The organism is Bacillus sp. AFS098217, assembly GCF_002551815.1.
Taxonomy (GTDB): Bacteria; Bacillota; Bacilli; order Bacillales; family Bacillaceae_G; genus Bacillus_A.
The window spans coordinates 1-23,363 of record NZ_NVPR01000085.1 but is presented as its reverse complement, the minus strand read 5'-3'; the positions used below and the strand labels follow the sequence as shown (position 1 = coordinate 23,363).

General features: G+C 33.2%; 23 protein-coding genes and 5 pseudogenes. 5 read left to right on the top strand and 23 right to left on the bottom strand.

The features are described from left to right. Positions 1-298: 298 nt before the first annotated feature. The gene (locus tag COO03_RS21240) at positions 299-865 is read right to left on the bottom strand and encodes an AAA family ATPase (RefSeq protein ID WP_097899046.1); all 567 of its coding nucleotides are present in this window, start codon (positions 863-865) and stop codon (positions 299-301) included. A 172-nt stretch (positions 866-1,037) separates the two neighbouring features. Next, entirely contained in the window at positions 1,038-2,123 is a 1,086-nt protein-coding gene (locus COO03_RS21235) for an AI-2E family transporter (protein ID WP_097899045.1), read from the bottom strand. Positions 2,124-2,272: 149 nt separating this feature from the next. Here COO03_RS21235 and COO03_RS21230 point away from each other — a divergent pair, with 149 nt between their 5' ends. Continuing rightward, positions 2,273-3,100 (top strand): HNH endonuclease, encoded by an 828-nt coding sequence (locus tag COO03_RS21230; RefSeq protein WP_097899044.1) that lies wholly within the window; start codon positions 2,273-2,275, stop codon positions 3,098-3,100. Between the two features lie 239 nt (positions 3,101-3,339). On the opposite strand, the gene COO03_RS27795 is transcribed toward COO03_RS21230, so the two are convergent. From COO03_RS27795 to COO03_RS21200, 6 genes are all read right to left on the bottom strand, one after another. After that, positions 3,340-3,432 carry a putative holin-like toxin gene (locus COO03_RS27795; RefSeq protein WP_001289319.1) on the bottom strand — a complete coding sequence of 31 codons (93 nt, stop codon included), beginning with the start codon at positions 3,430-3,432 and terminating at the stop codon, positions 3,340-3,342. Positions 3,433-3,666: 234 nt separating this feature from the next. Further along, positions 3,667-4,734 carry a hypothetical protein gene (locus COO03_RS21220; protein ID WP_097899043.1) on the bottom strand — a complete coding sequence of 356 codons (1,068 nt, stop codon included), beginning with the start codon at positions 4,732-4,734 and terminating at the stop codon, positions 3,667-3,669. Between the two features lie 14 nt (positions 4,735-4,748). Then, positions 4,749-5,222: a tetratricopeptide repeat protein gene (locus COO03_RS21215; protein ID WP_097899042.1), complete on the bottom strand. Its 474-nt coding sequence runs from the start codon at positions 5,220-5,222 to the stop codon at positions 4,749-4,751. Between the two features lie 17 nt (positions 5,223-5,239). Continuing rightward, positions 5,240-5,437, bottom strand: coding sequence for a hypothetical protein (locus COO03_RS21210; RefSeq protein ID WP_230322495.1), 198 nt, complete (start codon positions 5,435-5,437; stop codon positions 5,240-5,242). Positions 5,438-5,452: 15 nt separating this feature from the next. Continuing rightward, positions 5,453-6,163, bottom strand: coding sequence for a phosphopantothenoylcysteine decarboxylase domain-containing protein (locus COO03_RS21205; RefSeq protein ID WP_170958189.1), 711 nt, complete (start codon positions 6,161-6,163; stop codon positions 5,453-5,455). 3 nt (positions 6,164-6,166) lie between these two features. After that, positions 6,167-6,973: an aminoglycoside N(3)-acetyltransferase gene (locus tag COO03_RS21200; RefSeq protein WP_097899040.1), complete on the bottom strand. Its 807-nt coding sequence runs from the start codon at positions 6,971-6,973 to the stop codon at positions 6,167-6,169. A gap of 325 nt (positions 6,974-7,298) precedes the next feature. Between COO03_RS21200 and COO03_RS21195 the strand changes: the two genes are divergently transcribed. Next, complete coding sequence (locus COO03_RS21195; protein ID WP_097899039.1) at positions 7,299-8,027, top strand: CPBP family intramembrane glutamic endopeptidase; 729 nt, start codon at positions 7,299-7,301, stop codon at positions 8,025-8,027. Positions 8,028-8,280: 253 nt separating this feature from the next. Here COO03_RS21195 and COO03_RS21190 read toward each other — a convergent pair. From COO03_RS21190 to COO03_RS27190, 7 genes and pseudogenes are all read right to left on the bottom strand, one after another. After that, positions 8,281-8,427, bottom strand: a pseudogene (locus tag COO03_RS21190) (histidine phosphatase family protein); the annotation flags it as partial. 31 nt (positions 8,428-8,458) lie between these two features. Then, positions 8,459-9,097 carry a hypothetical protein gene (locus COO03_RS21185; protein WP_097899038.1) on the bottom strand — a complete coding sequence of 213 codons (639 nt, stop codon included), beginning with the start codon at positions 9,095-9,097 and terminating at the stop codon, positions 8,459-8,461. 2 nt (positions 9,098-9,099) lie between these two features. After that, positions 9,100-9,334: pseudogene (locus COO03_RS21180) on the bottom strand (hypothetical protein); the annotation flags it as partial. After that, positions 9,324-9,728 carry a GNAT family N-acetyltransferase gene (locus COO03_RS21175; protein WP_097899037.1) on the bottom strand — a complete coding sequence of 135 codons (405 nt, stop codon included), beginning with the start codon at positions 9,726-9,728 and terminating at the stop codon, positions 9,324-9,326. The gene COO03_RS21175 and the pseudogene COO03_RS21180, both read right to left, overlap by 11 nt. 142 nt (positions 9,729-9,870) lie before the next feature. Beyond that, the gene (locus COO03_RS21170) at positions 9,871-10,809 is read right to left on the bottom strand and encodes a DMT family transporter (protein WP_097899036.1); all 939 of its coding nucleotides are present in this window, start codon (positions 10,807-10,809) and stop codon (positions 9,871-9,873) included. 347 nt (positions 10,810-11,156) lie between these two features. Then, on the bottom strand, positions 11,157-12,137 hold the full coding sequence (locus tag COO03_RS21165; RefSeq protein ID WP_097899035.1) for a hypothetical protein: 981 nt from the start codon (positions 12,135-12,137) through the stop codon (positions 11,157-11,159). Positions 12,138-12,402: 265 nt separating this feature from the next. After that, entirely contained in the window at positions 12,403-12,579 is a 177-nt protein-coding gene (locus COO03_RS27190) for a hypothetical protein (protein ID WP_170958188.1), read from the bottom strand. Positions 12,580-13,123: 544 nt separating this feature from the next. Here COO03_RS27190 and COO03_RS27790 point away from each other — a divergent pair. Further along, positions 13,124-13,315 (top strand): hypothetical protein, encoded by a 192-nt coding sequence (locus COO03_RS27790; protein WP_230322496.1) that lies wholly within the window; start codon positions 13,124-13,126, stop codon positions 13,313-13,315. Positions 13,316-13,366: 51 nt separating this feature from the next. On the opposite strand, the gene COO03_RS21150 is transcribed toward COO03_RS27790, so the two are convergent. The 4 genes from COO03_RS21150 to COO03_RS21135 form a co-directional block, all read right to left on the bottom strand. Then, positions 13,367-13,882, bottom strand: a complete 516-nt coding sequence (locus COO03_RS21150; RefSeq protein ID WP_097899032.1) for a DinB family protein — start codon at positions 13,880-13,882, stop codon at positions 13,367-13,369. Positions 13,883-13,909: 27 nt separating this feature from the next. After that, positions 13,910-14,410, bottom strand: a complete 501-nt coding sequence (locus tag COO03_RS21145) for a GNAT family N-acetyltransferase (protein ID WP_097899031.1) — start codon at positions 14,408-14,410, stop codon at positions 13,910-13,912. 79 nt (positions 14,411-14,489) lie between these two features. After that, complete coding sequence (locus COO03_RS21140; RefSeq protein ID WP_097899030.1) at positions 14,490-14,912, bottom strand: GNAT family N-acetyltransferase; 423 nt, start codon at positions 14,910-14,912, stop codon at positions 14,490-14,492. A gap of 15 nt (positions 14,913-14,927) precedes the next feature. Then, positions 14,928-15,629 carry a nucleotidyltransferase domain-containing protein gene (locus tag COO03_RS21135; RefSeq protein WP_097899029.1) on the bottom strand — a complete coding sequence of 234 codons (702 nt, stop codon included), beginning with the start codon at positions 15,627-15,629 and terminating at the stop codon, positions 14,928-14,930. Positions 15,630-15,830: 201 nt separating this feature from the next. On the opposite strand from COO03_RS21135, the pseudogene COO03_RS26625 reads away from it, so the two are divergent. Then, positions 15,831-15,946: pseudogene (locus tag COO03_RS26625) on the top strand (GNAT family N-acetyltransferase); the annotation flags it as partial. A gap of 15 nt (positions 15,947-15,961) precedes the next feature. Here COO03_RS26625 and COO03_RS21130 read toward each other — a convergent pair. Beyond that, a complete protein-coding gene (locus tag COO03_RS21130) occupies positions 15,962-16,654 on the bottom strand; it encodes an aspartate/glutamate racemase family protein (protein WP_097899028.1) in 693 nt (230 codons plus the stop codon). A 264-nt stretch (positions 16,655-16,918) separates the two neighbouring features. Here COO03_RS21130 and COO03_RS21125 point away from each other — a divergent pair, with 264 nt between their 5' ends. Then, entirely contained in the window at positions 16,919-17,746 is an 828-nt protein-coding gene (locus COO03_RS21125; RefSeq protein ID WP_097899027.1) for a peptidoglycan-N-acetylglucosamine deacetylase, read from the top strand. 54 nt (positions 17,747-17,800) lie between these two features. Here the strand turns inward: COO03_RS21125 and COO03_RS21120 are convergent. From COO03_RS21120 to COO03_RS21110, 3 genes and pseudogenes are all read right to left on the bottom strand, one after another. Continuing rightward, positions 17,801-18,524: pseudogene (locus COO03_RS21120) on the bottom strand (PTS transporter subunit IIC). Positions 18,525-18,535: 11 nt separating this feature from the next. Then, positions 18,536-20,191 (bottom strand): annotated as a pseudogene (locus COO03_RS21115) (BglG family transcription antiterminator); the annotation flags it as partial. A gap of 346 nt (positions 20,192-20,537) precedes the next feature. Then, positions 20,538-22,502, bottom strand: a complete 1,965-nt coding sequence (locus COO03_RS21110) for an LTA synthase family protein (RefSeq protein ID WP_154724634.1) — start codon at positions 22,500-22,502, stop codon at positions 20,538-20,540. Positions 22,503-23,363: the final 861 nt, after the last annotated feature.

The window sequence follows — 23,363 nt, the reverse complement described above, 5'->3', positions numbered from 1 at the left end:
AAAGACTGAGGCTAGACAACCAGGGCTTTTTACAGGCCCCCACTTCAAAACGTGTTAGCGTTTAAGTGGTAGGTAGTTGACTGGCATCAAGACGTATATTATGATTACAATCTTCACAACAAAATACGCTATTCTTATTTCCCTTGAACTGTTTATATTGCCTAGTTCCTTCATAAACTCTAAATTTTTTTCTACAACTACAGCAAATCACCTCATATGACAACAATTTTATTCCCCTCACATGATGCATTACTTTCGAGTAAATCTATCGAAAATTATTAACAGTTCTTGAGTATCATCATAAACATTCAGCAATATGAACAACTTCTTTAATAACAGAATCAACTTCCTCGTTTTCTTTAATTACAAATAAATGATCTGCTTCACCTTCTACTGGGTCTGTTACATCTTCTGTTAGGGATTCAGCATGTTGCCGAACAAGCACTTCCTCAAAATTAGAATAAGGCCCCCTAAATATATTGGTACTTCGCCCACTTTGAGTAACTCGTTCATGAAGAACATCATCTGGAATATCAAAATGAACCAAGATACGGATAAATTCATCTTTATTAAACAACTCTTCAAGCAAATACAATCGTCCATTTCGACTTCGATTTGAGTTGCAAATAATAAGATTTAAATCAGTGTGTTCTTTGGCATAATCGACAATTAACTTTGAGAGAGCATGCTTAAGAGTATTCGGTCCTCGTTTTGGTTGTAAGTTTTTATAATACGTGTTTATAAATTCAGCATGGTTATCTTGGTCCATAACAAAAGAGTTATTTAACTCTTTTTCTAGAGCCCTTGCAAATGTAGTTTTTCCACTATGGGTTTTACCTACTGTAATAATGACTAACCTTTTCATAACTTCAACCTCCATTTGTTACAGCATAAATTATTCCATTAAACTGCTCCGTTAATTGAAGAAGCAATATTGTATCCTTAATAGAATATTACCATAAAAACCCATTATATTCGGAATAAAAAATACACCGCTTAAAAAGCGATGCATCTTTCTTGATTCATATGAGTATCCTCTATTTTCGATTGTTTCTTTTTGTCTTAAATAATCTCACCAAGTTTGAGACAATCGTTTTTGTTACCGCATAAGCAGGTACCGCTAAAATCATCCCAATAATTCCAGCAAAGTTCCCTACCCCTAAAATTAATATGATAATTGTCAAAGGGTGGATATTTAACTTTGAGCTCATAATACGTGGTGAAATAATATTACTTTCAAATTGCTGGACAATCGTAACAATAACGATTACCCAAACTGCTTGCATTGGAGATACAAATAATCCGACAATAACAGCTGGCGCCGCCCCAATAAAAGGTCCTAAGTTTGGAATAATATTTGTAAATGCCGCTATGATACCTAAAATGAAGGCATATGGTAAACCAATAATTAAGTATCCGACAAATGTAAATGCACCAATAAACAAACAAACAAGCGCTTGCCCTTGAATATACGCAGATAAGGTTTCATTCGTTTCTTTTATGATTCGAAGTCCTTCTTGCTGGTATGATTCTGGTAATATACTGACAGCCTTTCCTGGAAATGCATGTCCATCTTTAAACATGTAAAACAGGATAAATGGCACGGTAAACACCACTAATGCAACATTTGTGATTATACCAAATAAAGCCGTTGCACTCGACGTAATCGTGTTTGGTATCTCTTTCAAATATTGAATTGCATTTTTTTCAATCGTTTCAATCGACACATAATTTTGTGTAGTCACCCATTCAAATAGCCTATGATGAGATAGTTCTTGTATGTATACTCTTCCCTCTTTAATATAAGTTGGCATGTTTTTCACCAACTCCGTTAGCTGCTGTGAAATTGTTGGAACAACTACACCAATAGCGACTGCAGTTAATGTAATGATAAAAACATACAACAATAAAATCGCTAAATTTCTAGGAACTTTTTGCTTTTCTAAAAACACCAACACAGGATTAAATATGAAGTATAGAAACAATGCGATTAAAATTGGGAAAAATAATGTTGAAACGAATATGCCAATTGGTTGAAATAAAAATGATATTTTTGTGCAAATAAATACGATTCCTACAACCATTAGCACTTCCAATGTCCAAAAGTGCACTTTCGATTTCAAAAAAACGTCCTCCTTTAAACTAGCACTTCTCTTCATTGTACCAAAATAATCATAAATTTTACATGATATTTTGATCTACAATATTCCAAAATATCATTAAATACACTACAATGGGATTACATACAAATTTGCAGGTAAAGGTGATAAATATGACGCAATGCATCATTTGCAGAAAAGAAACAAAAGAACTTAGTGAACAATACGTCATCCCAGAGATTTTATGTGGATATTATTTCACAAACTCAATTTGCGATTCTTGCCATGAACATCTTACAACAAATGTCGATCGCCCATTAATTAGACATAAACTCATTCAATATAAAATCGAACAAATGAAGCAGCAAATTGACTCCCCACTATATACAAATGAACACGGTCAAGAATTCGCAGCAACTGAAACAGACGTCGTGGAAACAAACGCTGAAATGCATTATTCTAACTCATTGATTATGAAACTATGTAAAAAGCATGATATTTCGCTACATAATGAAATTTGGAAAGAAGAACGTGTAACAAAGGTAGCTAGTTCTATTCAACGTGAGTTACTTTTAGACAATCGAAAATATAAAATGAGCATATTAAAAATGGCTTATACGTTCGCTGTTCATACAATTGATGGTTATTTTGATGATCCAGATGCAATTGATATTTCTTCTATTATATCTAATGCCGATTTTATTGAATTAAAGGAAAAAAACATTGTTCGTGATTTAAGTAAAAGTTCATTATGGAATACACTAAATACAAAGAGTGATAATCACTATTTTATATTAATGAGTGATAAAGATGGTTTATTCTGCTTCATCCGCCTATTTGATATTTTTGATGTTGTTGTCCATTTATCTCAAAAGACATACGAACTTCCATCTCCAATCGTTGGGGTGAACCATGTTGAAAATCAAGAGTTCTATATTGAGAGTTTAAAACAGTATATGGATAATTTATTTAAAGAAAAAAGTACAACAGTTCGCATTTAAATACAGATATTTCAAAATAAGAACATACGGTCTCCTTTCTTGATAAAAAGACACTATGTTATAATAAGCATGAAAAGAACAATACAATCACATAAAACAATGATATATTGTATATAAATAAAAAAGACTAGTGTGCGGCTACACACTAGTTCACGTAACTTTACAGATTGGATTGTTCATTTATCCTATTTGTTTCTTACGAACAAAACAACCCACATTCTATTGGCATAGGTGGGTTGTTATTTTTTGAGCTTGTCGATTAAAACGACAATAAACGTTAGCAATGCAACGAGAAATAATCCACCTTGCAGTAACAACGCAATTTCACTCACGATTATCACCTCCCTTCTATTCGGAGAAGTGATAATTGAACAACCAACCGCACCATAAGTTACCTCTTAATTTTACCATATTTTTTAATTGTTTACGATGAAAACCAGCAAGCCTCTAGCTTGCTGGTTTATTTTGTTTCTCACTATTTTTCTACTACATATACATTGGCGATCATTTCTCCAATGATCTTACAGACTCCATACATACCAAAAGCACGATAATACTTTGTAACTCTATTCACACTGTCTACCTTGCTCTAATTTCGCAACAATTACTTCATAAAACTTCCGATCCTCATCTACATTGACATGTACACGGTTTACTGTTTTAGAAAATCCATACAATAGCTCTGCTGTTAACGGTTCTTTTAATTTTATTTCAAAGGTAGCTGGTTCCTTTATAAATTCCATTATAGTTGCTTCAAATACTTCTTTTTCTTCTTCCTTAGTTAGTGCTTCACCTTTATAAAAGGTAATATCTTCTATTTGAGAAAATGGTACAACGATTTTCTTTCCAAACCCGACTTGGATTACAATTTCTTTTTCCGTCATAATATATGGATTTGTACGAATTGCTTGTATCTCAGCTAAAAAATATAAAATTCCATATATATTTACAACGAGTAATATCCAAGCAACTACTTCATTCCACTGATGAAGTAAATAATGAAACCCAATTGATTCAATTAATATTGCATGAATAAGTGCAATATAAAATGGAATGGCCCCAGTTTTTTTATGATATGAAAAAACATACTGACTTTCTGGAGCCTTTGTACGCCAAGACAATAAAGCATAGTACAATAGTTTACATTCTGAAGCAATAACATTTACTACATTATTTCTTTTTAATGCCGCATCGAATGCCTTATCAATTGCCAAAGAGAATGATGGATATTCTTTCTTATATTGTTTATAAAACTTTATAATTTTCGGTAACGTTCTAGCAATCTTATATAGAATAAATAACTCTACAGCTAAAAACGCGAGTTCACCCGCAACTAAAATATAAGACACAAATGAAAAGGCCTGTAAATAATCATTTGGAATGACAAACCTTGCAGCAATATAACCTGCGATTACAACGGGGAATATATAAGTTAATGAGTAGCGTTTACGTATAATAAAAAAATACGTGATAACAGGAATTATAATGAGAAAGTCTAATAATGAACCAAGTACCATTTCTTTCGGTATAACAGGCACAATAGGAAGTGCGTACGCTAAATAGTTCGATAATACAATTAATGCTGTAAGTCCAATCCAAATGTTCCTTTTCTTTCGCGAAATAGATGTATTCATGTAGTCCTACCCCCTTATTTGAAAATCTTGTTCAAATGATCTTTATAAAATAAAATTGCTCTCTCGTATTCTTTCACATCTTCTAATTTCAAAACAGTCTCTATTAATAATTTCATCGCTTCTTCATATGCCTTTATATTATATTTCGCTATTGATAAAAATACTTTCATAACATTATTTTCTGGGAACCGCTGTAAACCAGCTTCTAATGTAGCAATCGCTTTTTCGTATTCACCAATGCAGCGATATGTACTTCCAAGTCCAATATATGCTCCGCAGAGCGACTCTCCAGTAAGTCCATTCGCAATTGCTTTTTCGTAATATGGGGCAGCCTCTGTTTCAAGTCCCATTACATCATGTATGCAGGCACACTGATACAATACTTCCGGATTATCGGTGAGATTTGCCAAGTGCACTAAAATATCTTTTGACCCCTCATATTTCTTTTCACTCCGTAACTGAATGGCTTGCTTTAGTAACTGTTCCATAAGCTTCCCCCCTTTATCTATTCTAAAATATACGCTGCACCATCATTCAAATTCTCTGTAATTCCTTTAAAAGAAACTGTTTCATCGAACGAGGAGCTCTTGCTGTAGTAAAAATGATGTGTATACCATTGTCTAATTGCATTTATATTTCTCTCTGATACTTTCTTTTCATTATGTAATAATGTACAAATTACTTTTATATTTCCAAAGAGCACGACTCCTTCTCCGCATTAACTACTCAAGTTCCCCTCTTCTACGCGATTACATAAATGTTCTAACCTATTAACAATCTCTTTCGCAGTTTCATCTTTTCCTTTGCAAACCAAAACATGGCCATCTTCTCCAATTACATGATGAATGGCTGCACGTGAATATAACGAATGTGGTGAATTTGCTATCATAAAATTGGCTTTTGCCTGCTCCATTCTTTCACTTGCTCGTTGAATTAGCTCGTCTTCATTGATACCGCTTTCAAGTTTGAAACCAACTAGAATTGTCTCTGGATCCCATTGCTTAATTTGTTTTAATACTTTAGGCGCTTTTTGGAAATGGATAATTGGCGCTATATCACTTGAAATTTTCCCGTTCATATCCAGTGTATTTCCATCTTGATCACAGATTTTTTCCACAATCCAATCTGATCCAGCTGCCGCCATAATAACTGCATCGATTTTCTCATGTGTAATGATGCTTTTCATTTTATTTTGTAAATCAATAATCCCCTCAAATGGATGTAATTCTAATTGAGCACTTGTACCATTGGGCTTTTCGGCAAAATAGCCATGCAAATATATAACATATGCACCTTTTGACATCGCTTCTTCAGCAAGAATTCTTCCAATCGTACCTTTTGCTAAATTCGTATGGCCACGTACTTGATCCCATTTTTCTAAACATCCACCACTCGTAATTAAAATCTTTTTCCCCTTCATCATAACCATCCCTTATTTAGTTTTCGAACGAAACCATTGTACACCAAAGTCAACAATTTCTCGTTGTTTCATTAATTTACACATTGCATTTCCAACTTTACCAATTGTCACAGTGCCTGTATGTTCAAACTCTTTTCCAATCTCAACAAACGAGTCAGAATCATAGTCCATTTCATCAAACTCTTTCCATACTCTCATGCCGTTTTCAATAATAGGCGCCCCTGCTTTTACCAATTCACGTGCACCTGTACGTATTTCAGATAAATGGATGGATGTATTAGAATCATAACCGACACCTATCAATAATACATACCCGTCTAAATCATAGATTTTCTTTAATGGTGAGTGCTCACCAAAACTAATCGAAAGTGAATGCTCTCTTGTAATCGTCTCTGCATGTTTCCCCCATACGGCAAAACTATTTAATGGATGATTACTACGTTTTACATTTGGATAGGTACGGAAACATTCAACAACTTTCCCCATTCCTCGTGTAGGGGTTATATCTGGATTAAATGCTGGAACATGCTCTCGAATAATTGGCCACCAATTTTCTGGAACAGGTGGTCTTTCCCAATTTTTCGGATCTGATAGATCCGAAGTTTGTGTTGGCATAATAATTGTACCTTCTTCGGTAATTACATTCATCAAAGCTTCAACAACCGCAACTGCTCCACCAGATACCCAGCCAATTGAACTCAAAGAAGAATGAACAATCACTGTCATTCCTTTTTTCAACCCTAACGTTTGTAAATCATTTGTTATCGTATCAATTGTATTTGGTAATTGTGTTTTCGCTACTATGTCGTTTATTTTCATGATTACTCCCCCATAAGGTTTTCTCTACACCTATAAACTATCAAATTGAATTTTAAATCTCATCAATATATTATCATATTTTTCTTAATTTTTAATCTGAACGCCAAAGAGACCTCCTAAAAAATTCTGTTCATACTGACTTATGTATCCTAGACAACTGAGCCATAGCACTGCTCCATATACACTTGTATTATTATGGTAAATATTATACAATGAAACCGACTAGTCGGTCTACAAAAAAATATGAAGGACTATCACAACCTTGCATAGCGTCAACATACATAAAAGGTCTTTCTTAGTCTATTTTCAAGGGAGATGACAGCATATGTTCAACTGGATCTTTGTATTCAGCATTGCTATACCAGGAATTGTTACAATGAGCTTAGCTGAGCAAAAAATAAACAAAAAGTTAGAAAACACTCCTGAAACACCTTCTATCTACCTAAGTTTTCTTCTCCATACTCTACTCGTTTTACTTTTTTCCGGAATGGGTGTATTTTTCTTGTCAAAGATCCAAAATGGAAATATTATTTTACCGAGCAACATTGGTGAAGCAGTTTTAATTGGAGTAATTTGCTCTCTCGGACATGTTATTATGTATTATGGATTCTTTAGAAAAGTTATTGATAAAGAAACGTTTCTACAAATTGAACATCAGCGCCATGGTGTAGGATTAGGAGCTAGAGTCCTATATGGTGGAGTTGTTGAAGAAATCATCTTCCGATGGGGTCTTATGCCGCTTTTCATCACGTTGATGAGCCTTTTTCATGATGTGACTCAGATTATTGTGATTCTTGGGATTATCCTATCTAGTATTCTATTTGCAATCACTCACTTTCTAGGTGTAAAAGGAATGAAAAAATCAAGATGGCTATATTCTTATGCTGTATTAGGAAATTTGTGGGTAGGTATTTTTTGTGGCTGGCAATTCTGGTCGAATGGTTTAATTTCCGCTATCATTGTTCATATGCTTTTTCACCTATTATTGTATCCTTGTGAACTGTGGTATCGTAAAAAACTAGGGAATGCTAAAACGAATACTGTAAATATGTAACATTGTAAACTATTCTCTTATGAGCCTGGGATATAGGTAATTCTTTACATATAGATTAAAAGCCGATGGAGGCAAGCGCGAATTACGATAGAAACAATAAACGGATGTTGGAATACAGGAGAATTATCATACTTTTCATATAGAGGAGTTAATTTCCAAATAATACTTGAACATTGTTTTATCATTTTATTATTATATACAAAATATAATAAAAACGAGCATACAGTCTTGATAATACTGTATGCTTGCATTTTTATAATTCCACAATTTCTCTTCCTTTTTCAGCATAACTCATATCGCCAACAGACTCGACTTTATATTCCCCATCTTTATAAAGAATTTTAGTCACACTTGCATTTTCTACCCCGATTTTTGTTTTACTACTATCAATCATTTCTACTCATGTAGTTATCATCAGTCTATTATAGCTATTACTCCGGCGGAAGTTTATATATCACAGTTCCATCAGCATCTAAAAACTCCATTCGCGGAACATCGTTTTCATCAACTACCATACGAATACGCTGATTTCCTTTACTATCCATTAAACGAACAGATACTGCCCCTTGCTTATTTTTCCCCATAAATATTCTTTGTGTATTTCCGGCCCATACTTTATCTATTTCGACCTTTTGAAGTTCTTCATTTGTAATAGATTTCTTTATTTCCTCTGTTTTATTATTTAATTCCGGAAGTGGTGTATCTGCTCTATCATATACACTAAATCCATATTCCCTTTCTCCATTCTCCTCACTATAGTACATTTGCATAACTTGATCTTGCTTATATTGATCAAGTGTTAAAGAAGCACCCGCATTATAATTCCCTTTATCATCTTTTTCACTACCATAAATTAGCCCACCGCACTCATCACCCTCACTGTTGTAAAACATAATTCCAGCAATAGGATCATTTTGTCTATGTCCAGGCAATATATCTTCTCCGTTCATTAATAGTGGTGGAATATTTTCATTATTATACAAACTCAGTCGCACTGTTCCGTTTTGATCAACAATTTTTAGATTTTCTGCTTCAATGCTATTAAATCTAATAGTTTTTTCTTTTGACATAGTTATCCTCCTATATATAGCTTTAATATCTTTTCACCAGCACGTAAAAATGAACCTGATGTTCTCCCACCTAAACAATGAGAACCAATGAATAGTTTACCAATGTATGGATCCATCCCGAGTATCAATTGTATAATCAGACATCTCTACATATTGTTGATATATAAATGAAATCAAGCATATAGTATAGCGTGCCATAAAAGATCTTACTCTTATATAGTAATACCTATTCTTGTCCCCAATAGCAATAAAACCTTTCTACACCTGGATACTTCTCCCCTAAACTTGTAATCATAAATCCGCACTTTCTATAAAATTCTACTGCTTCACAGTCTGTTTCTACTTCTATATACGTTAACCCGTGCACATGAATTATTTTCTTTATCATGTCGGAAGCTACTCCTTTATTACGACTATCTGGTGAGACGGCTATATGACACACTCTTGCTTTGTTTTTACCAATGAATTCAATACCTACACAACCATGTTCTTGATATTTGTATAATGATGCATTTTTATTTTTCGCGTAAAAACTTATTGCTTTTTGCAAACTTGATTCCTGAGGCCCAACTGCATATCTTAATACATTTACAACAGAATCTTCCTCTATGTTTTGAATACGTTCTAACATTATGTACGCCACCTTGTCACTTCATACAAAAGGAGAGACAACTCAGATATATTTTGTTGTTATCTATCCTAAGTCTTTTTCTTAATCAAATTTTCTTCTTATCAAAATATTAGTTCTTTATTTTCAAAGAGATAATGTTTATTCACACTGTTATTTTTTCTTCTTTCTTCATAACTACCGCAACGTAACTATGTAAAATCATTCCAACAACCACTAAGCTCATTCCAATCCAAGATAAAGATGACGGAATTGGAGCAGCTAGCCATATTAATTCCCCTAGTAATGCGAATAAAACTTCACCGGATTGCGTTGCTTCTACAGTAGCTAGTTTCTGTGGATCATCCTTTACAAGATCTGTTGCGAAGAAGAATAATACTGTAGCAATTAAACCGGAACTAATTGCTACGATAAAACATTGAAAGACTTGATCACTTGATGGTAATCCATTTGTTGAAACTTCATAGCCCGACAATAAAAACCAAAATGGTAAGCTTGCTAGTGTCATTCCAAGCACTCGTTGAAAAACATCTAACTCACCTTTACATACTTGCATCATTTTTCGATTTCCAAGTGGGTAAGCAAATGCTGCGACTATTACCGGAGCCACACATAAAATGGTTTCACGAATCCCTAAAGAGGAAGCATGTTCTACTTGCATAAGAAGAACACCTAATAATATAACAGCAGACATCATTAGTTCTTTCATTGGAACTTTTTTATGTAGTGAATTTGTTGTAAATAATGGTGTTAATAAAATCCCTGCTATAATCGTAATTTGCCATGTAGAGGCAACGAGCCATCCTGGCCCAAATGCACCTGCAAAGCTAAGCGGTGCGTAAAAAAGACCGAAACCAACCGTACTCCATAACAACCACTCTTTCGGATTGCTTTTCATATATTGAAAGAGTTGCTTTAAATTCCCCCTATAAATGACAATGATTAAAAGTAACGGAACCATAAAATAGTATCGTAACGAAGCACTCCAAATCCAGCTTCCCCCTTGTAAATCCATAGCCCGGTTTAAAATAAATGTAAAGGCAAAGAAAAAAGATGCTACTATCCCCGCTGCAATTGCTTTCATCCTAAAACCCCTTATACAGTTTTTATTTTACTGATAATTCTTTCTATTAAGTTATTATAGGCTATAACTTAATAGAAAATCCATATTTTTTGGTGACATATCAGCGATATTTTATATCTATTTTAGTGTGATCCAATGTAACTGTGATTGGTTTCAATCCAACACTATCACGTAAAATCTCTTTACCAGCAGCAATTTTCTCATTTAATATATTATATATATACTTATTTATCTATATAAAAATATACAAAAAAACAAAAGACTAGCGTTGTAAGCTAGTCTTCCGAAAAATAGAAATAGTTTTCCCTACCTATTCAATTATATAGATTTAATTCCCCAGTATTATATTAATGATTTCTATCTCTCCCGTCCCTTCTTCCTCTTGGAGCTCTTCCTCCACTACCGTTTTTATTAATCATAGGGTAGAAAGTTCTAAAAAAGATGTTATCTTCATCACATTCAAAAATTACTTTTAAATTATATGTTTCGCCATTAATAGTCACTGGAATATTTTTTGCGACAGAGTTACAGCTATCATTTCGTTCCGGGAGCGCCATAAAATACGCCACAGTACCAAAAGCCAATAAACACTCTGCACTTATACCAACAAAAAAACCGCCAGTTTCTTTGTGCAGTTCTAATCCATCCTGGTTCTCCCTATCCTTTTCCAAATAGTTATAACTTATCGTAATTACTTCTGCATAATGGCTAATTTCAGGCGCTTCAACTTCTACAGTATGAAGGAAAAATATTCTCTCTTCATGATGTGTAACTTCATACGGTCCATCATTTAAATAATAATTATACCAAAAGTGATGACCATCTAGTACATCTCGATGTTTCATTGATTGTTCGCCTAAAAATACATGTTCAAATACTGATGTACTTCCATGTCTACGCGGTTCAAACCAAATATTATATAATTCTTTTATCCATTCCTCATCTGAATTACTAATGTTATAAACATTTTTCAAATAATTCCTAGCCACTTTCATAGGTTCAGTATTAATTGCATAATTTAAAAAATCCTCTATTTCACTAATTTTTTTCGTATCAAAAACTTCCTTTTCATTGGCTGTCGCAATATATTTATCAAATAATTTTTCAACTAGTTCATATGATTTTTTCTTCTTAATATGAACATTTGTAAGAACATGTACTTCATTACGTGAACTTGGATCATGATTTCTATCCGAAGGACCATAAGGATCTAAGTCTACAACTAAATATCCATTAGATTGCTCCACTTCATTTTCATTTTCGCCCTTAATTAAGGGCAGTAATCCACTATCATCCATATCAGCCTGCCAAATATCATTCCACGGCATAAAAAAACCTCCTATAGCTTTATTTAAAAATCAAAACTATTATTGACAGGCTATAAACTTTATATGCAGACAAAATATATATTCAAAAATTGCTATCCTCGAAAACATTTCCACATACTCAACTTCTTTATCACCGACTTTATCTTTATGTCGATGGATAGCTGCAAGCATATATTAATCGGATATGACTTGTACCTAATCTCACCCATCTCATCAAAATAAAAAAGGACTGTCGCAGCACCTGCAATCAATCCACGTTTTGTATTTAAATAATCCACTGCATGGTCTTCATTTTCGGGAAGATAACGGCGCATTCTGCTTGCATTTGTTCTTCTTGATTTCTCATCCAGACACGTAATGCTTTGTAATTCTTCAACTCTTTCACTACAAGTTTACGCATTTCTTTTTCATCGATGTTTTCAAAGAATGACAATTGGTTCATACGATACGCTTCCCCTCCGTTCAAATTAAACTCTATTTACTAAAAGGATTATTTCGTTTAAATTCTACTTATTTTTCACTTAATTTATATTAATAACCACCTTAACATTTAAACATCTCAATATAATGTATTCAATCTAACATTAGAAGTGGTTAAAATGCCAGATATGATACGACTCATTCTTTTCACCTTTGTAGCAATTAGTGCCATTTTCACTTTAATAAAAGAATGTAAAAGGCCACAGAAAAATGTATTCTTGATTTCAATTGAATTCTTTCTTCTTGTAGGAATGATAGTGTTAATAACAGAGATTTTAATTTAATTTACATATAAATCTTACAGTGAATAAAACTTAATATTCCGTAAATATTAAATACAATCCCATTTCCTTAATGAGAATATCTCTTCAATTCCTTTTGGGAGAGCAGTTAGCTTTTGCTAGCTACTCTTTTTATGATTCTTTATCATTTTCTTGAAATTAAAAGACTAGAACAAGCATACCTTGTCATATACTTTTATAAAAGGGATAAGGGACGTGACAACATTGGATAACAAAAGCAATCAATTTGTTTTTCATACAATAAAAAGTTCGACAATTAAAAAGTTTGTAATCATCGACTTAATTACTGGAACAGGAATCTATTGGGCCGTAAAATTCATTTCCTCAAGTGCATTGATTGCAATTATTAGTTGTATTTTTGGAACCAAAAAAATAAAAAAAATGCAACAATCTTAGAACTTCAAACTGGAATCTCTCTACAATTTCACACTACAAATAGTATCTTTATTACTTCCTATCATACTGGTACAATTTCCGTAATCGCCTTATATGAGCTTGATGATACCGATTATGGTCAGCTATATGCCAAATTCCCCATCTAATCGTAGCTGTTTCACCTTTTTCATAATATACTTCCCGCATCAAATCTGCTTCTGTTAGCTTCATACATTCGTTGTAAAACATACTTTGAACATCTTGATAGTCTTGCATAAGTTCTTGTAAAGAACCTTTTGTTATTTTAGGTAACTCTCCTTTTCTATCAAGCATAGGTCCATATTTTTCTTGTAAGAATACTGAAATTTGTTCATCTTTCAAACGATACACCCAGTGTAAATCCACAACTGCTAAATGCTGAAGCAATTGCCCAATGCTATTCTCATCATTAGCAGGACCTTTATAATTCAATTCCTCCTTCCCCACATCTTCTACTAAATCTCTTAATCTCTTGAATGTGTCACTTACAGTGGCATATAATATTGCAACGTGAGGGTTCATCCCTTTTTCTAAACACAGATCTTTCATTTTATTTTGCTCCTTCTAAACATTCTCTTAAAGAAATAAAACCATATGTTCGTCATCGCGATATATATTGTTCATTTTTAACGCCCTTTTTTCTGTCCCATACGTTGTAAAACCCATTGATTGATACAGTTTTTTCGCTACTTCATTATCTGAAACAACTCCTAAATTAATTTGCTCTATTTTTAGTTCTCTTGATTTTTCAACCAATGCTCCTATTAAAGCTTTTGCAATCCCTTCCCCTCTACTTTGAGCATCCACATACATAGCAACAAGATGTCCTTTATGTTTATAGGCTGCTTTTTGCTCTGTAAGTAACGTTACTACACCCAACAGTCGATTTTCGTCATTGAAAGCCCCAAATGTGTAACTAGTTTTTGAATTTAAATTTTGAGCAACTTCCTCCACAGGATTTTCTTTTTGCATCGCTTCTTCATAAGTTGTCACAAATGCGTCTGGATTTACTCGTAATGCTTGTAAACGTAAATCCCAATATTGTACTGCATCTAAGCCTGATAAAACTCGAATCATTTCTATGCATCCTCTCATCATTAAATTTCTATGAATTCGTTAATTTATACCATGTCACATTTTTGTTTACATAATAATATTATGTAATTAATTCTTTTTTATTAATAATTTCATATTCTTCTTTCAACATACTATAGCGATATCGATTAATAAATATTCCTTCTCGTAATCTATCATTTCTCATAATTCCTTCACAAACAAATCCAGCTTTTTCATAACTTCTTATCGCTTTTATGTTATCCGTATCAACACGTAGCCACACTTTTTCTAAACCAAATTCATAAAATCCAAGTTGTAACATGTTGTATAATGCCGCAACACCATATCCGCGTCCCCAACATTCTTTGTTACCAATTGCAATGCCTAACTCAGCATTTTTATTCGTTTTATCAAAATTCTTTAAATCCACCCAGCCAATATGTAAACCATTTTCATTAAGGATAGATCGATCTTCTACATCTTCTAATGAAAGTTCTCTTAATTGGACAATTGGTACATTCATATTTTCACTCCTTTCTTATTTTCCTACAGAAAAACCTTCAAACAACCTGCCTCCATAGTTTTCTAATGTTTTCTCGACAAAATCAATAAGTCCTACCTTTTCCCCAGTTCTATAAAAATGATCAAAAGCTTCAACAAATTGTTCAGCAAATAATGAATCATACTTCCTTAGTACCCTAATAAACCATTTAGAGTTACCAACCCATTGTCCGTTTACTCTAAGGACATATTCATGCACTAAATCAGCCAAATGATTCGCAATAAATAATTCTTCTTCTCTCTTTGTCGCACCAATAAAATCATCTAGTGCATCTGTAATAAAGTAACGTTTTTGTCTCATAAGTTCTTCTGTCCATTTTTCGGGACCTTTATTTAATAATTGCTCTGCCTCCTGCTTTAAACTTGTTACAATTTGCATAGTTCCTTTTAAGATAATTCCCTCCGAAACTAGTTGTGGTAAAGAAGGTCTTCCTCGCTTACAATCATTTTCAAAAAAAGTTTTATATGTTTCAAAATTATGTACAAACACTTCCACTGGCCAGCCGTTACTGAAAAAAGATTCCCGGTAACAAGATGAAAGGTTTTGATCTAATATAACGATATCAAGATCCGATGTTTTTGTTTCTTCTCCCCTTGCAACACTGCCACCTAGTAAAGCAACATCACAATTTGGAAATTGAGATTCGATAATTTTTTGTACAGCGTCAATTGCCTTCATGCTGTTCCCCTTCTTTCATTTTCTTGTTTTCTTTCTCTATCTCGTGCCTTTTTAATATATGTCCTTACGATATATTCGACACTATCTCCTGTTTTCCTATTTTTATTTTTTCATTACGGTATGTGAAATTATAAAAAATTCACATACAAGAATCATTTACATATACTTCTTATGAAATGATTCACTGAAACTCTTTACCTAATTAAAAAAGAAAAACGTCTTTCCCTGTATAGCACTTCCTGGGACAATTTTGCTTCACAAGTAATTGCAAAAAATTAAAGTTGATTCATTATGGAACTGATCTACACATTACCTAGTTTTTAGCGTTACTATCATTTTACTTTTTTATCCGTTCTCTCATTTCTTTTCCTTAAACTCAATTGATCTACACTGTATTCAACCAAAGCATCCAGTGGATTCACAATTACTCTATTTACTCTATTCTCTACTTTCCTAGCAGCATCTACCATTGATAATTGTGCAACTGAAATAACCTGATTTCCACATTTCAGCATTCGATATATACATTGACTCACGCTATCATCATACTCTTCCTTCCGTCCTTGCATGATGAGCACAAAAGTATCTTCTACAATTATGATTTGAATATCAATCGATTTCTGTTTTTGCTGCGCATATTGTTTCAAACGCTCTACTGTTCCTGGGACAGTACTAGGATTTGTAAATAATATCGTTTGTGGTTCTTGTACATTACAAATCACTTCAAAGAATGGTTCATCGATTTTTAATATTGGTATTTCTATCGGAACATGCATATCTTGTAAAAGTGTTATAAAGTATGTACATGTTATAAGAATCGCATCAACTTTACTTTCTGCTACCCATTGCAATTGATCTCTCATTTTATTTTGAATGTAATTCGTCTCCAGCTCACCACCCTCCTGTATTCTCATTGGCAGTATTGGATCCACAAAATGGATCAACTCTACTTCAAATAATGCAAGTGCTTTCTCAATGTATGCAATATTTGAATGGTGAGCATGTAAACAAGCTAATTTTTTCATTTTCATCACACCTTTTTTAATTCAATGATACAATGTAAAATCATGAAGTTTAAATTCGTGTAATCAATGAATTGCTGTTTTTTATCAACTTCTTTATTCACGTTTTAAAAACCTGCTATATAAAAAGAATAATAACTATAAGACCGACAAAATCTTGCATACTTTTTACAAACTTTTTTGCATTTGTAACAATCTTTTTTTGCATTTCCCTACCTAAAGTTGCTAATATAATAGAGTAGAACTTTTATAGAGAGAAGGAAAATTATGCGCAATGGAATTCGAATGACAACTCTAGTAAAAAGGGCTCTGTTGATTTGCGTCGGGGTATTATTTTTATATGAAGCAATTTACGGATCAACAAGTATTGCTCGAGCAAGTACGGAAGATGACACAAAACCTGTTCAACTTGTAAGTGAAGTTCAAACAGCTCTTACTCCAAAGGAAGCACCTAAGCAATATAACGGGCAAGTTAGAAAAGTTGCTTACTTAACATTTGACGATGGTCCAGGGAAATATACTGCTGAACTTTTAGAAATGTTGAAAAAAGAAGATGCGAAAGCTACATTTTTCCTAATTGGAGCAAACGTTAAATCATTTCCGGATCTTGTAAAACGTGAATTAGCTGAAGGTCATTACGTTGGTATGCACAGTATGACACATAACTTCAAAAAGCTTTATACAGAAGGACATTATGTAGATGAGATGAAAGAAGACCAAAGCTTAATTGCTGGGATTATTGGAAAATCACCTGTATTAACTCGTCCACCTTACGGCTCAATGCCAGGATTAAATGAGGCTTTACGTAACAAAGTTGTAGAAGGCGGCTTGAAAGTTTGGGACTGGACAATTGACTCTTTAGACTGGAAATATAATAAGATGCCAGTCGATGCGGCATCTGCACAAATTGTTCAAAATGTTCTTGCTGGTGCAACAAAACCAACAGAAGTTATTCTTATGCACGATATTCATCCACAATCAGTAAAAGCAGTACCAGCTATTATTAAAGGTCTAAAAGAAAAAGGTTATGAGCTAGAAAGCTATCATGAAGATGACCACTTCCCATTAAACTTCTGGCACGATAATCGTATGTAATTGAAAAAGACTTGATTTTCTCAAAGAGAAACTCAAGTCTTTTTTCTTTATTGTTTAGAAAATTGAACCTAATAATTTTGCAATTTCACTAATCAAAATACCAACTACTGCAAAATCAGAATCACCAAATGTTGTATTTTCGAATCCTAATCCGCCCAATACTGGTAATAATAGAGCTGGAAGGAACGAAATCAATAAGCCATTTACAAATGATCCTAATATAGCTCCCCTTCTTCCCCCCTGTTGCATTCCCAAACACAGCTGCTAAATATCCAACAGAACCAAAATGTCCAATCGCAATGTCATCCATTCCCGTAATTTTTCTTACATATGGCTGTAGTAATGCTGGGAAAATTACCATGAGTGACCCTAAGACTATGGATCCTATCATAACAAGAGAAAATCCTTTCATCCCTGTTGTAGAAAATACAGCTGAAATTAAACATGCCATAAAGAGCGTATGATGCCCCGTTAAAAATACATATTTAAATTTTGTAAATCGGGCGATAAGTAAATTAACAAGCATCCCAAATACCATAATAAATGCTGTTTCTTTCCCCAATGTTTGCTGTGCAATCGCAACGACTGCTTCATTGTTCGGAATAATTCCTTTAATATGGAATGTCTTATCAAACATTTTACCAAAAACATCTAAAGCTCCAATTAATATTGTGGCCCCTCCTCCTAATACGACGAAGCCCATAATCGTTTTTAATCTTCCAGAAACTGTATCTGCAAAGTTTTTCTTCTGTAAGAGTAACCCACACATTGCAAACAATCCAACTAATTAGGTTTGCATTTCTCCTCCCTATTCAAATGCACTGGACCACTTATAAATTCTCTCAGTTCTTTTTTTAAAGACTGTTCATCTATAACCTCCGCATATTTTTGAATGATCTGCATCATAATATCAACTGAATCATTTTGATCTTCACCAAATAAGGCTGCATTTACTTTTCGGAGTAATGATGCTTTTTCAGAATCTGTCAAAATAGGATTTACCATAAAAATAGGTACTGTCCCCTTCTCCAACTCAGTTGTCGTAATAATACAATCTACTTCAAATGTATTCGATTCATATTCTCGCTTTGAGATTGCCTTTAAAATATTGATACTGGAAAATAATTGTTCCAATTGATATTGCAGCATACGCGATGTACCAATACCATTTGGACAAACGAGTAATGCTGTTTTTCTTGAGTTGGGAACGATTCCTTCTTTTCTCATCCAAGCACCAAAATGCATCGTAATATACGCCATTTCATCTTCCGAAATTTGTTTTCCAACGTATTCTTCAAAATGATGAACAACTTTTCTTGTAAGGATATATACTTCTTCATAATTTTTTTGAATCGTATGTAGTAATGGATTTTCTATTTCAATCCCATATTTCACACGATAGAACGCTGGTTTTATATGTAAATATAAGTCTGAAGCCAGTCCTGTAAAATCTTGAAATATAACACAAGCATAATGCTGAAAATCCTTTATCATACGATCTACAATATAACGGATGCCTTGAACATCATTTTTTTCATACTCTTTTTGCTGAGCATTTACTTTCGCCCCCAACAGATGAGTGGTAATATAATAAATTTCATCTTTTGGAAATTTCACATGTAAAACGTTCTCAAACTGTTTTCCGATATACTTAGCTGCTTCAAAATGTTTTGTTTCTCGAAGAACATCTTTTTCAGCATCTTCCATTTCAACACATTGCCCTTTAACAATTCGATTACGAAACAAATACATGTAAACGCTTAAATTTTCAAGTACCTCATCCGTATATTGAACACCTAAAAATCCTTCACAATTCGATAGAATGTTTTTTATAAGGAGAAGTTCCTCTTGTTCTTTTCTATCCTTTTCATTTTCTCCACGGTTTACAATGTATTTTACGTGTGATATTAAATATTCCCATCCATGCTTTGCAATCAACTGTGAAAGATAAAAGGTTAACAAACTTCGCTTTCCTTGCTCAGTTCCTTCGATATAATAACCTCGTTTACGATCAAATTGTAAGGAAAGCTTAAACTTCACTAGCCCTACTTTCAATTTTTTCAAATCAGCAAGTGTAGTATTACGACTTACTTGTACAAGGTCTATTAAATCTTCTAGTAAGATTCTTTTTTCTTTCGTTAATAAATACAAAGCTATCCAAGCTTTTCGCTCGTGTGGAGAATAATCGTATTGAACCATTGTAAATCCATGTAATTTTTGAATCACTGTTCGTTTTGTTTCATCATTTAAACAGTATCCTAATGATCGAATGTATTTGATTGGTTCTAAATGCTCTGCAGCTAACCAATCACCTACCTTTTTCATATCGTAATAAATTGTTCTTTTCGAAACTTGTAGTAGTTCCATAAGTTGATCTACAGAAGTATAACCATCTGCTTGAATAATTTGCTGTAAAATTGCAGTACTGCGGTGATCTAATATCATATATGATGTACATCCTTTCTATACTTGTTTTTTAGTAGCCTTGCAAGTATAGATACTAACTTTGCAAAATTAGATTATTGAAATCACTTTCTACTAATATAGTAGCTCGTATTTCATATAAAATTAAGTCCAAATTATCGTTTATGTATTGTGCAATGATTGTACCTTTTTTATACGCCCATTATATAGTATCAATATGGTATATGAAATTACAACATACATACTTAATTGAAGACAGTTTTGCTTTTATTCTTTAGAAATTCTCTTTAACTAGTAAAACAAAAAATCCTACTCGTATGGATAGTATTCCATACGAGTAGGATTTTATCACAATATGTTATTCACTTTAACCTTCTTGCGTAGTTTTTACTTTCTTTTTATTTTTATCCTGATGGTTATAGTTGTACTTAGTGCGATCTACTGGTGTAAATCCTTCTGGTGTGTAGAATCGTAATAAATCTCCGTTTACAACTTCATCAGAAAATTTAAGTTTCTGTTGGACCATTTTTTCATTTTGTTTGATTTCATCCGTTGCTTCTACTGGTTTTCCAGTGGTTGTGTCATAATACTTTCCATTAAGCGCAGTAACGGCCGGACTTACATAGTTACCATTACGGAAAGGAACAACTTGTTGATGCTCTGGTGATAATAAATCTGTACCAAATTGGATATAATTCTTTGTATCAGTACCTAATAAATGTAACAGCGTTGGAAGAACATCGATTTCTCCGCCATATTGGTGTTGAACTCCGCCCTTCATTCCTGGAACATGAATGATTAAAGGTACACGTTGTAATTGTGCATTTTCAAATGAATTAATTTCTTTACCCATGATTTGTGACATCGCTGCATTATGGTTATCTGAAATACCATAATGGTCTCCATACATCACAATGATTGAATTGTCATATAAACCAGATTGCTTCAAGTAATCCATAAAGCTTTTTACAGCTTCATCTAAATAACGTGCTGTTTGGAAATACGTATCTACAGATGAATCACCCGTTTTTGCTGGTTCAATTGTCGCTTCATCCTTATTAATTGGATAAGGGAAGTGATTTGATAACGTAATAAACTTCGCATAGAACGGTTGTTTTAATGTTTGTAACATTGGAATAGACTCATTAAAGAATGGTTTATCTTTCAGACCATAGTTTACAACATCTTTTTCATTCATATCATAATATGATGCATCAAAGAATTTATTAAATCCAAATGATTTATAAATATCATCACGGTTCCAAAATGTTTTATAGTTACCATGGAACACTGCAGATGTATAGCCCTGCTGTCCTAAAATAGCTGGTGCTGCTTGATACGTATTATGAGCTTTATTTGTAAATACAGATCCTTGTGGTAAACCGAATAGTGAGTTCTCTAACATAAACTCCGCATCAGATGTTTTACCTTGTCCTGTTTGATGGAAGAAGTTATCAAAATACAGTGTATTTGCATCATGCGTAAATGAATTTAAGAATGGTGTAACTTCTTGTCCGTTCAACTTGTAATTAATTAAAAAGTTTTGGAACGACTCTAAATGAATATAGATAACGTTCATACCTTTCCCCTTACCAAAATACTCTGGGTTAGGGCTTGCATAGTTCGATGTAATATAGTTTCTTACACCTGTCATGTTATCTCCATCTGCTAAAGCACGTTCTGTCGATGCTTTCAAACTTTGAATGCCATCGTAAATTGTATAGTTGTACGCACCTAAGTATTTCACAATGTAGTTGCGGTCAAACGTTCTTGTTAGTAATTGCGGACGATCCATTTCTGCTAAACCTAAGTTAATGCTAAAAATCAAAATTCCTGTAATAAATACAAGTGACAATTTATGTTTTGCAACACGAATTGGTTTTGGATCTGCAAACTTTGTTTTTACTAATACAAATAGGATAATTGTATCTAAGAAATACAATGGATCATATAGGTGTAATAACGCTAAAATACTACCACCTAAATCTCCAAAGTTATTTGTTTGTGTTAATGTCGGGAACGTAATAAAATCGCTGAAAAAGCGGTAATATACCACGTTTGAGTATAAAAGAATTGACAGTAACAAATTAATAATAATTAACCAAATATAAGATCGTTTCCCTTTTGCAAATAATGCAAGTCCTAAAAATAGGACAGCTGAGCTTAGCGGGTTAAAAAATAGCAAGAATTTTTGGATTGTGTTCGATATTCCTAAGTCGAATTCTGTAACATATGCTGCATATGTTTTTAGCCAGAATAAAACAACTGCAAAAATAAAGAACCCAAAATGATTACTTAACACACGCTTGCTCTTTAACAATAATTGTTTCATCTCTCCACCTCTTTTAATCATCCAAGGCTTATTTTTTGATAAGTCCATCTCTATGTTTACTTCTTCATACAGCTCGTTCTCTTCTTTAACCATATGAAGAATATTAGTAATTATAAGTTGAAGTCTTTATTTATTCAACTATTTCTTACCAAACATTTTTGACCTTGATATATATTTAATAAAATGCATTTGTAACATTTTTTATTTCTATCTAACTTTCTAAAAATCCGTCCGGTTACTAGGACACTCCCCACTATAAACTTTTATTCTTCACTTCGCAAACATTCTTATTTCCAAAATTACCAATTGAATTTGTTGCTACTAATTTATTCATTCTGAGAAAATTTCTTCTTACTGCGTCCTTTATACGTGAAAAAATGTAATTTACATACATAACTTTTTGAAATTAAATTCTATAATTGTCATTTTATGGTTCATCACCAAAAGACGGGGGTGACATATAGATAAATGTACACTCCACTCCGAGTGGACGCTTTCCGCGGGCGAGAGCGAGCCTCCTCGGCAAGCCTGCGGGGTCTCACTTTCCTCGCTATTCCCGCTGGAGTCGCCACTCTCCGTTCCATGTATGAAAAATGATTCTTTTTCAAAAAATCAACCCCCTGTTACGGTGATGAACCCATTTTATTCTATTATTTCTCCTATTCATTTAACATCAGCTTTGTGATACGAAAAGAATATATGTAATCTGGACAGGCCGGTTCCGTTTGGAAAGACATGTAATTTTTCGTTAAATGCAATTTCTTTTCAACGTAGTTTCATGAATATTAAAAAACTACACAATATATATAAATCCATTTTAATTTTTCGATACTAAATTAAATCCTTGCTATGCAGAATAAA

Coding starts and splice junctions, on each gene's coding strand:
- COO03_RS21240 (WP_097899046.1), bottom strand. CDS start 865: ATGAAAAGGTTAGTCATTATTACAGTAGGTAAAACCCATAGTGGAAAA.
- COO03_RS21230 (WP_097899044.1), top strand. CDS start 2,273: ATGACGCAATGCATCATTTGCAGAAAAGAAACAAAAGAACTTAGTGAA.
- COO03_RS21220 (WP_097899043.1), bottom strand. CDS start 4,734: ATGAATACATCTATTTCGCGAAAGAAAAGGAACATTTGGATTGGACTT.
- COO03_RS21215 (WP_097899042.1), bottom strand. CDS start 5,222: ATGGAACAGTTACTAAAGCAAGCCATTCAGTTACGGAGTGAAAAGAAA.
- COO03_RS21205 (WP_170958189.1), bottom strand. CDS start 6,163: ATGGTTATGATGAAGGGGAAAAAGATTTTAATTACGAGTGGTGGATGT.
- COO03_RS21200 (WP_097899040.1), bottom strand. CDS start 6,973: ATGAAAATAAACGACATAGTAGCGAAAACACAATTACCAAATACAATT.
- COO03_RS21195 (WP_097899039.1), top strand. CDS start 7,299: ATGTTCAACTGGATCTTTGTATTCAGCATTGCTATACCAGGAATTGTT.
- COO03_RS21185 (WP_097899038.1), bottom strand. CDS start 9,097: ATGTCAAAAGAAAAAACTATTAGATTTAATAGCATTGAAGCAGAAAAT.
- COO03_RS21175 (WP_097899037.1), bottom strand. CDS start 9,728: ATGTTAGAACGTATTCAAAACATAGAGGAAGATTCTGTTGTAAATGTA.
- COO03_RS21170 (WP_097899036.1), bottom strand. CDS start 10,809: ATGAAAGCAATTGCAGCGGGGATAGTAGCATCTTTTTTCTTTGCCTTT.
- COO03_RS21165 (WP_097899035.1), bottom strand. CDS start 12,137: ATGCCGTGGAATGATATTTGGCAGGCTGATATGGATGATAGTGGATTA.
- COO03_RS27190 (WP_170958188.1), bottom strand. CDS start 12,579: ATGAACCAATTGTCATTCTTTGAAAACATCGATGAAAAAGAAATGCGT.
- COO03_RS21150 (WP_097899032.1), bottom strand. CDS start 13,882: ATGAAAGATCTGTGTTTAGAAAAAGGGATGAACCCTCACGTTGCAATA.
- COO03_RS21145 (WP_097899031.1), bottom strand. CDS start 14,410: ATGATTCGAGTTTTATCAGGCTTAGATGCAGTACAATATTGGGATTTA.
- COO03_RS21140 (WP_097899030.1), bottom strand. CDS start 14,912: ATGAATGTACCAATTGTCCAATTAAGAGAACTTTCATTAGAAGATGTA.
- COO03_RS21135 (WP_097899029.1), bottom strand. CDS start 15,629: ATGAAGGCAATTGACGCTGTACAAAAAATTATCGAATCTCAATTTCCA.
- COO03_RS21130 (WP_097899028.1), bottom strand. CDS start 16,654: ATGAAAAAATTAGCTTGTTTACATGCTCACCATTCAAATATTGCATAC.
- COO03_RS21125 (WP_097899027.1), top strand. CDS start 16,919: ATGCGCAATGGAATTCGAATGACAACTCTAGTAAAAAGGGCTCTGTTG.
- COO03_RS21110 (WP_154724634.1), bottom strand. CDS start 22,502: ATGAAACAATTATTGTTAAAGAGCAAGCGTGTGTTAAGTAATCATTTT.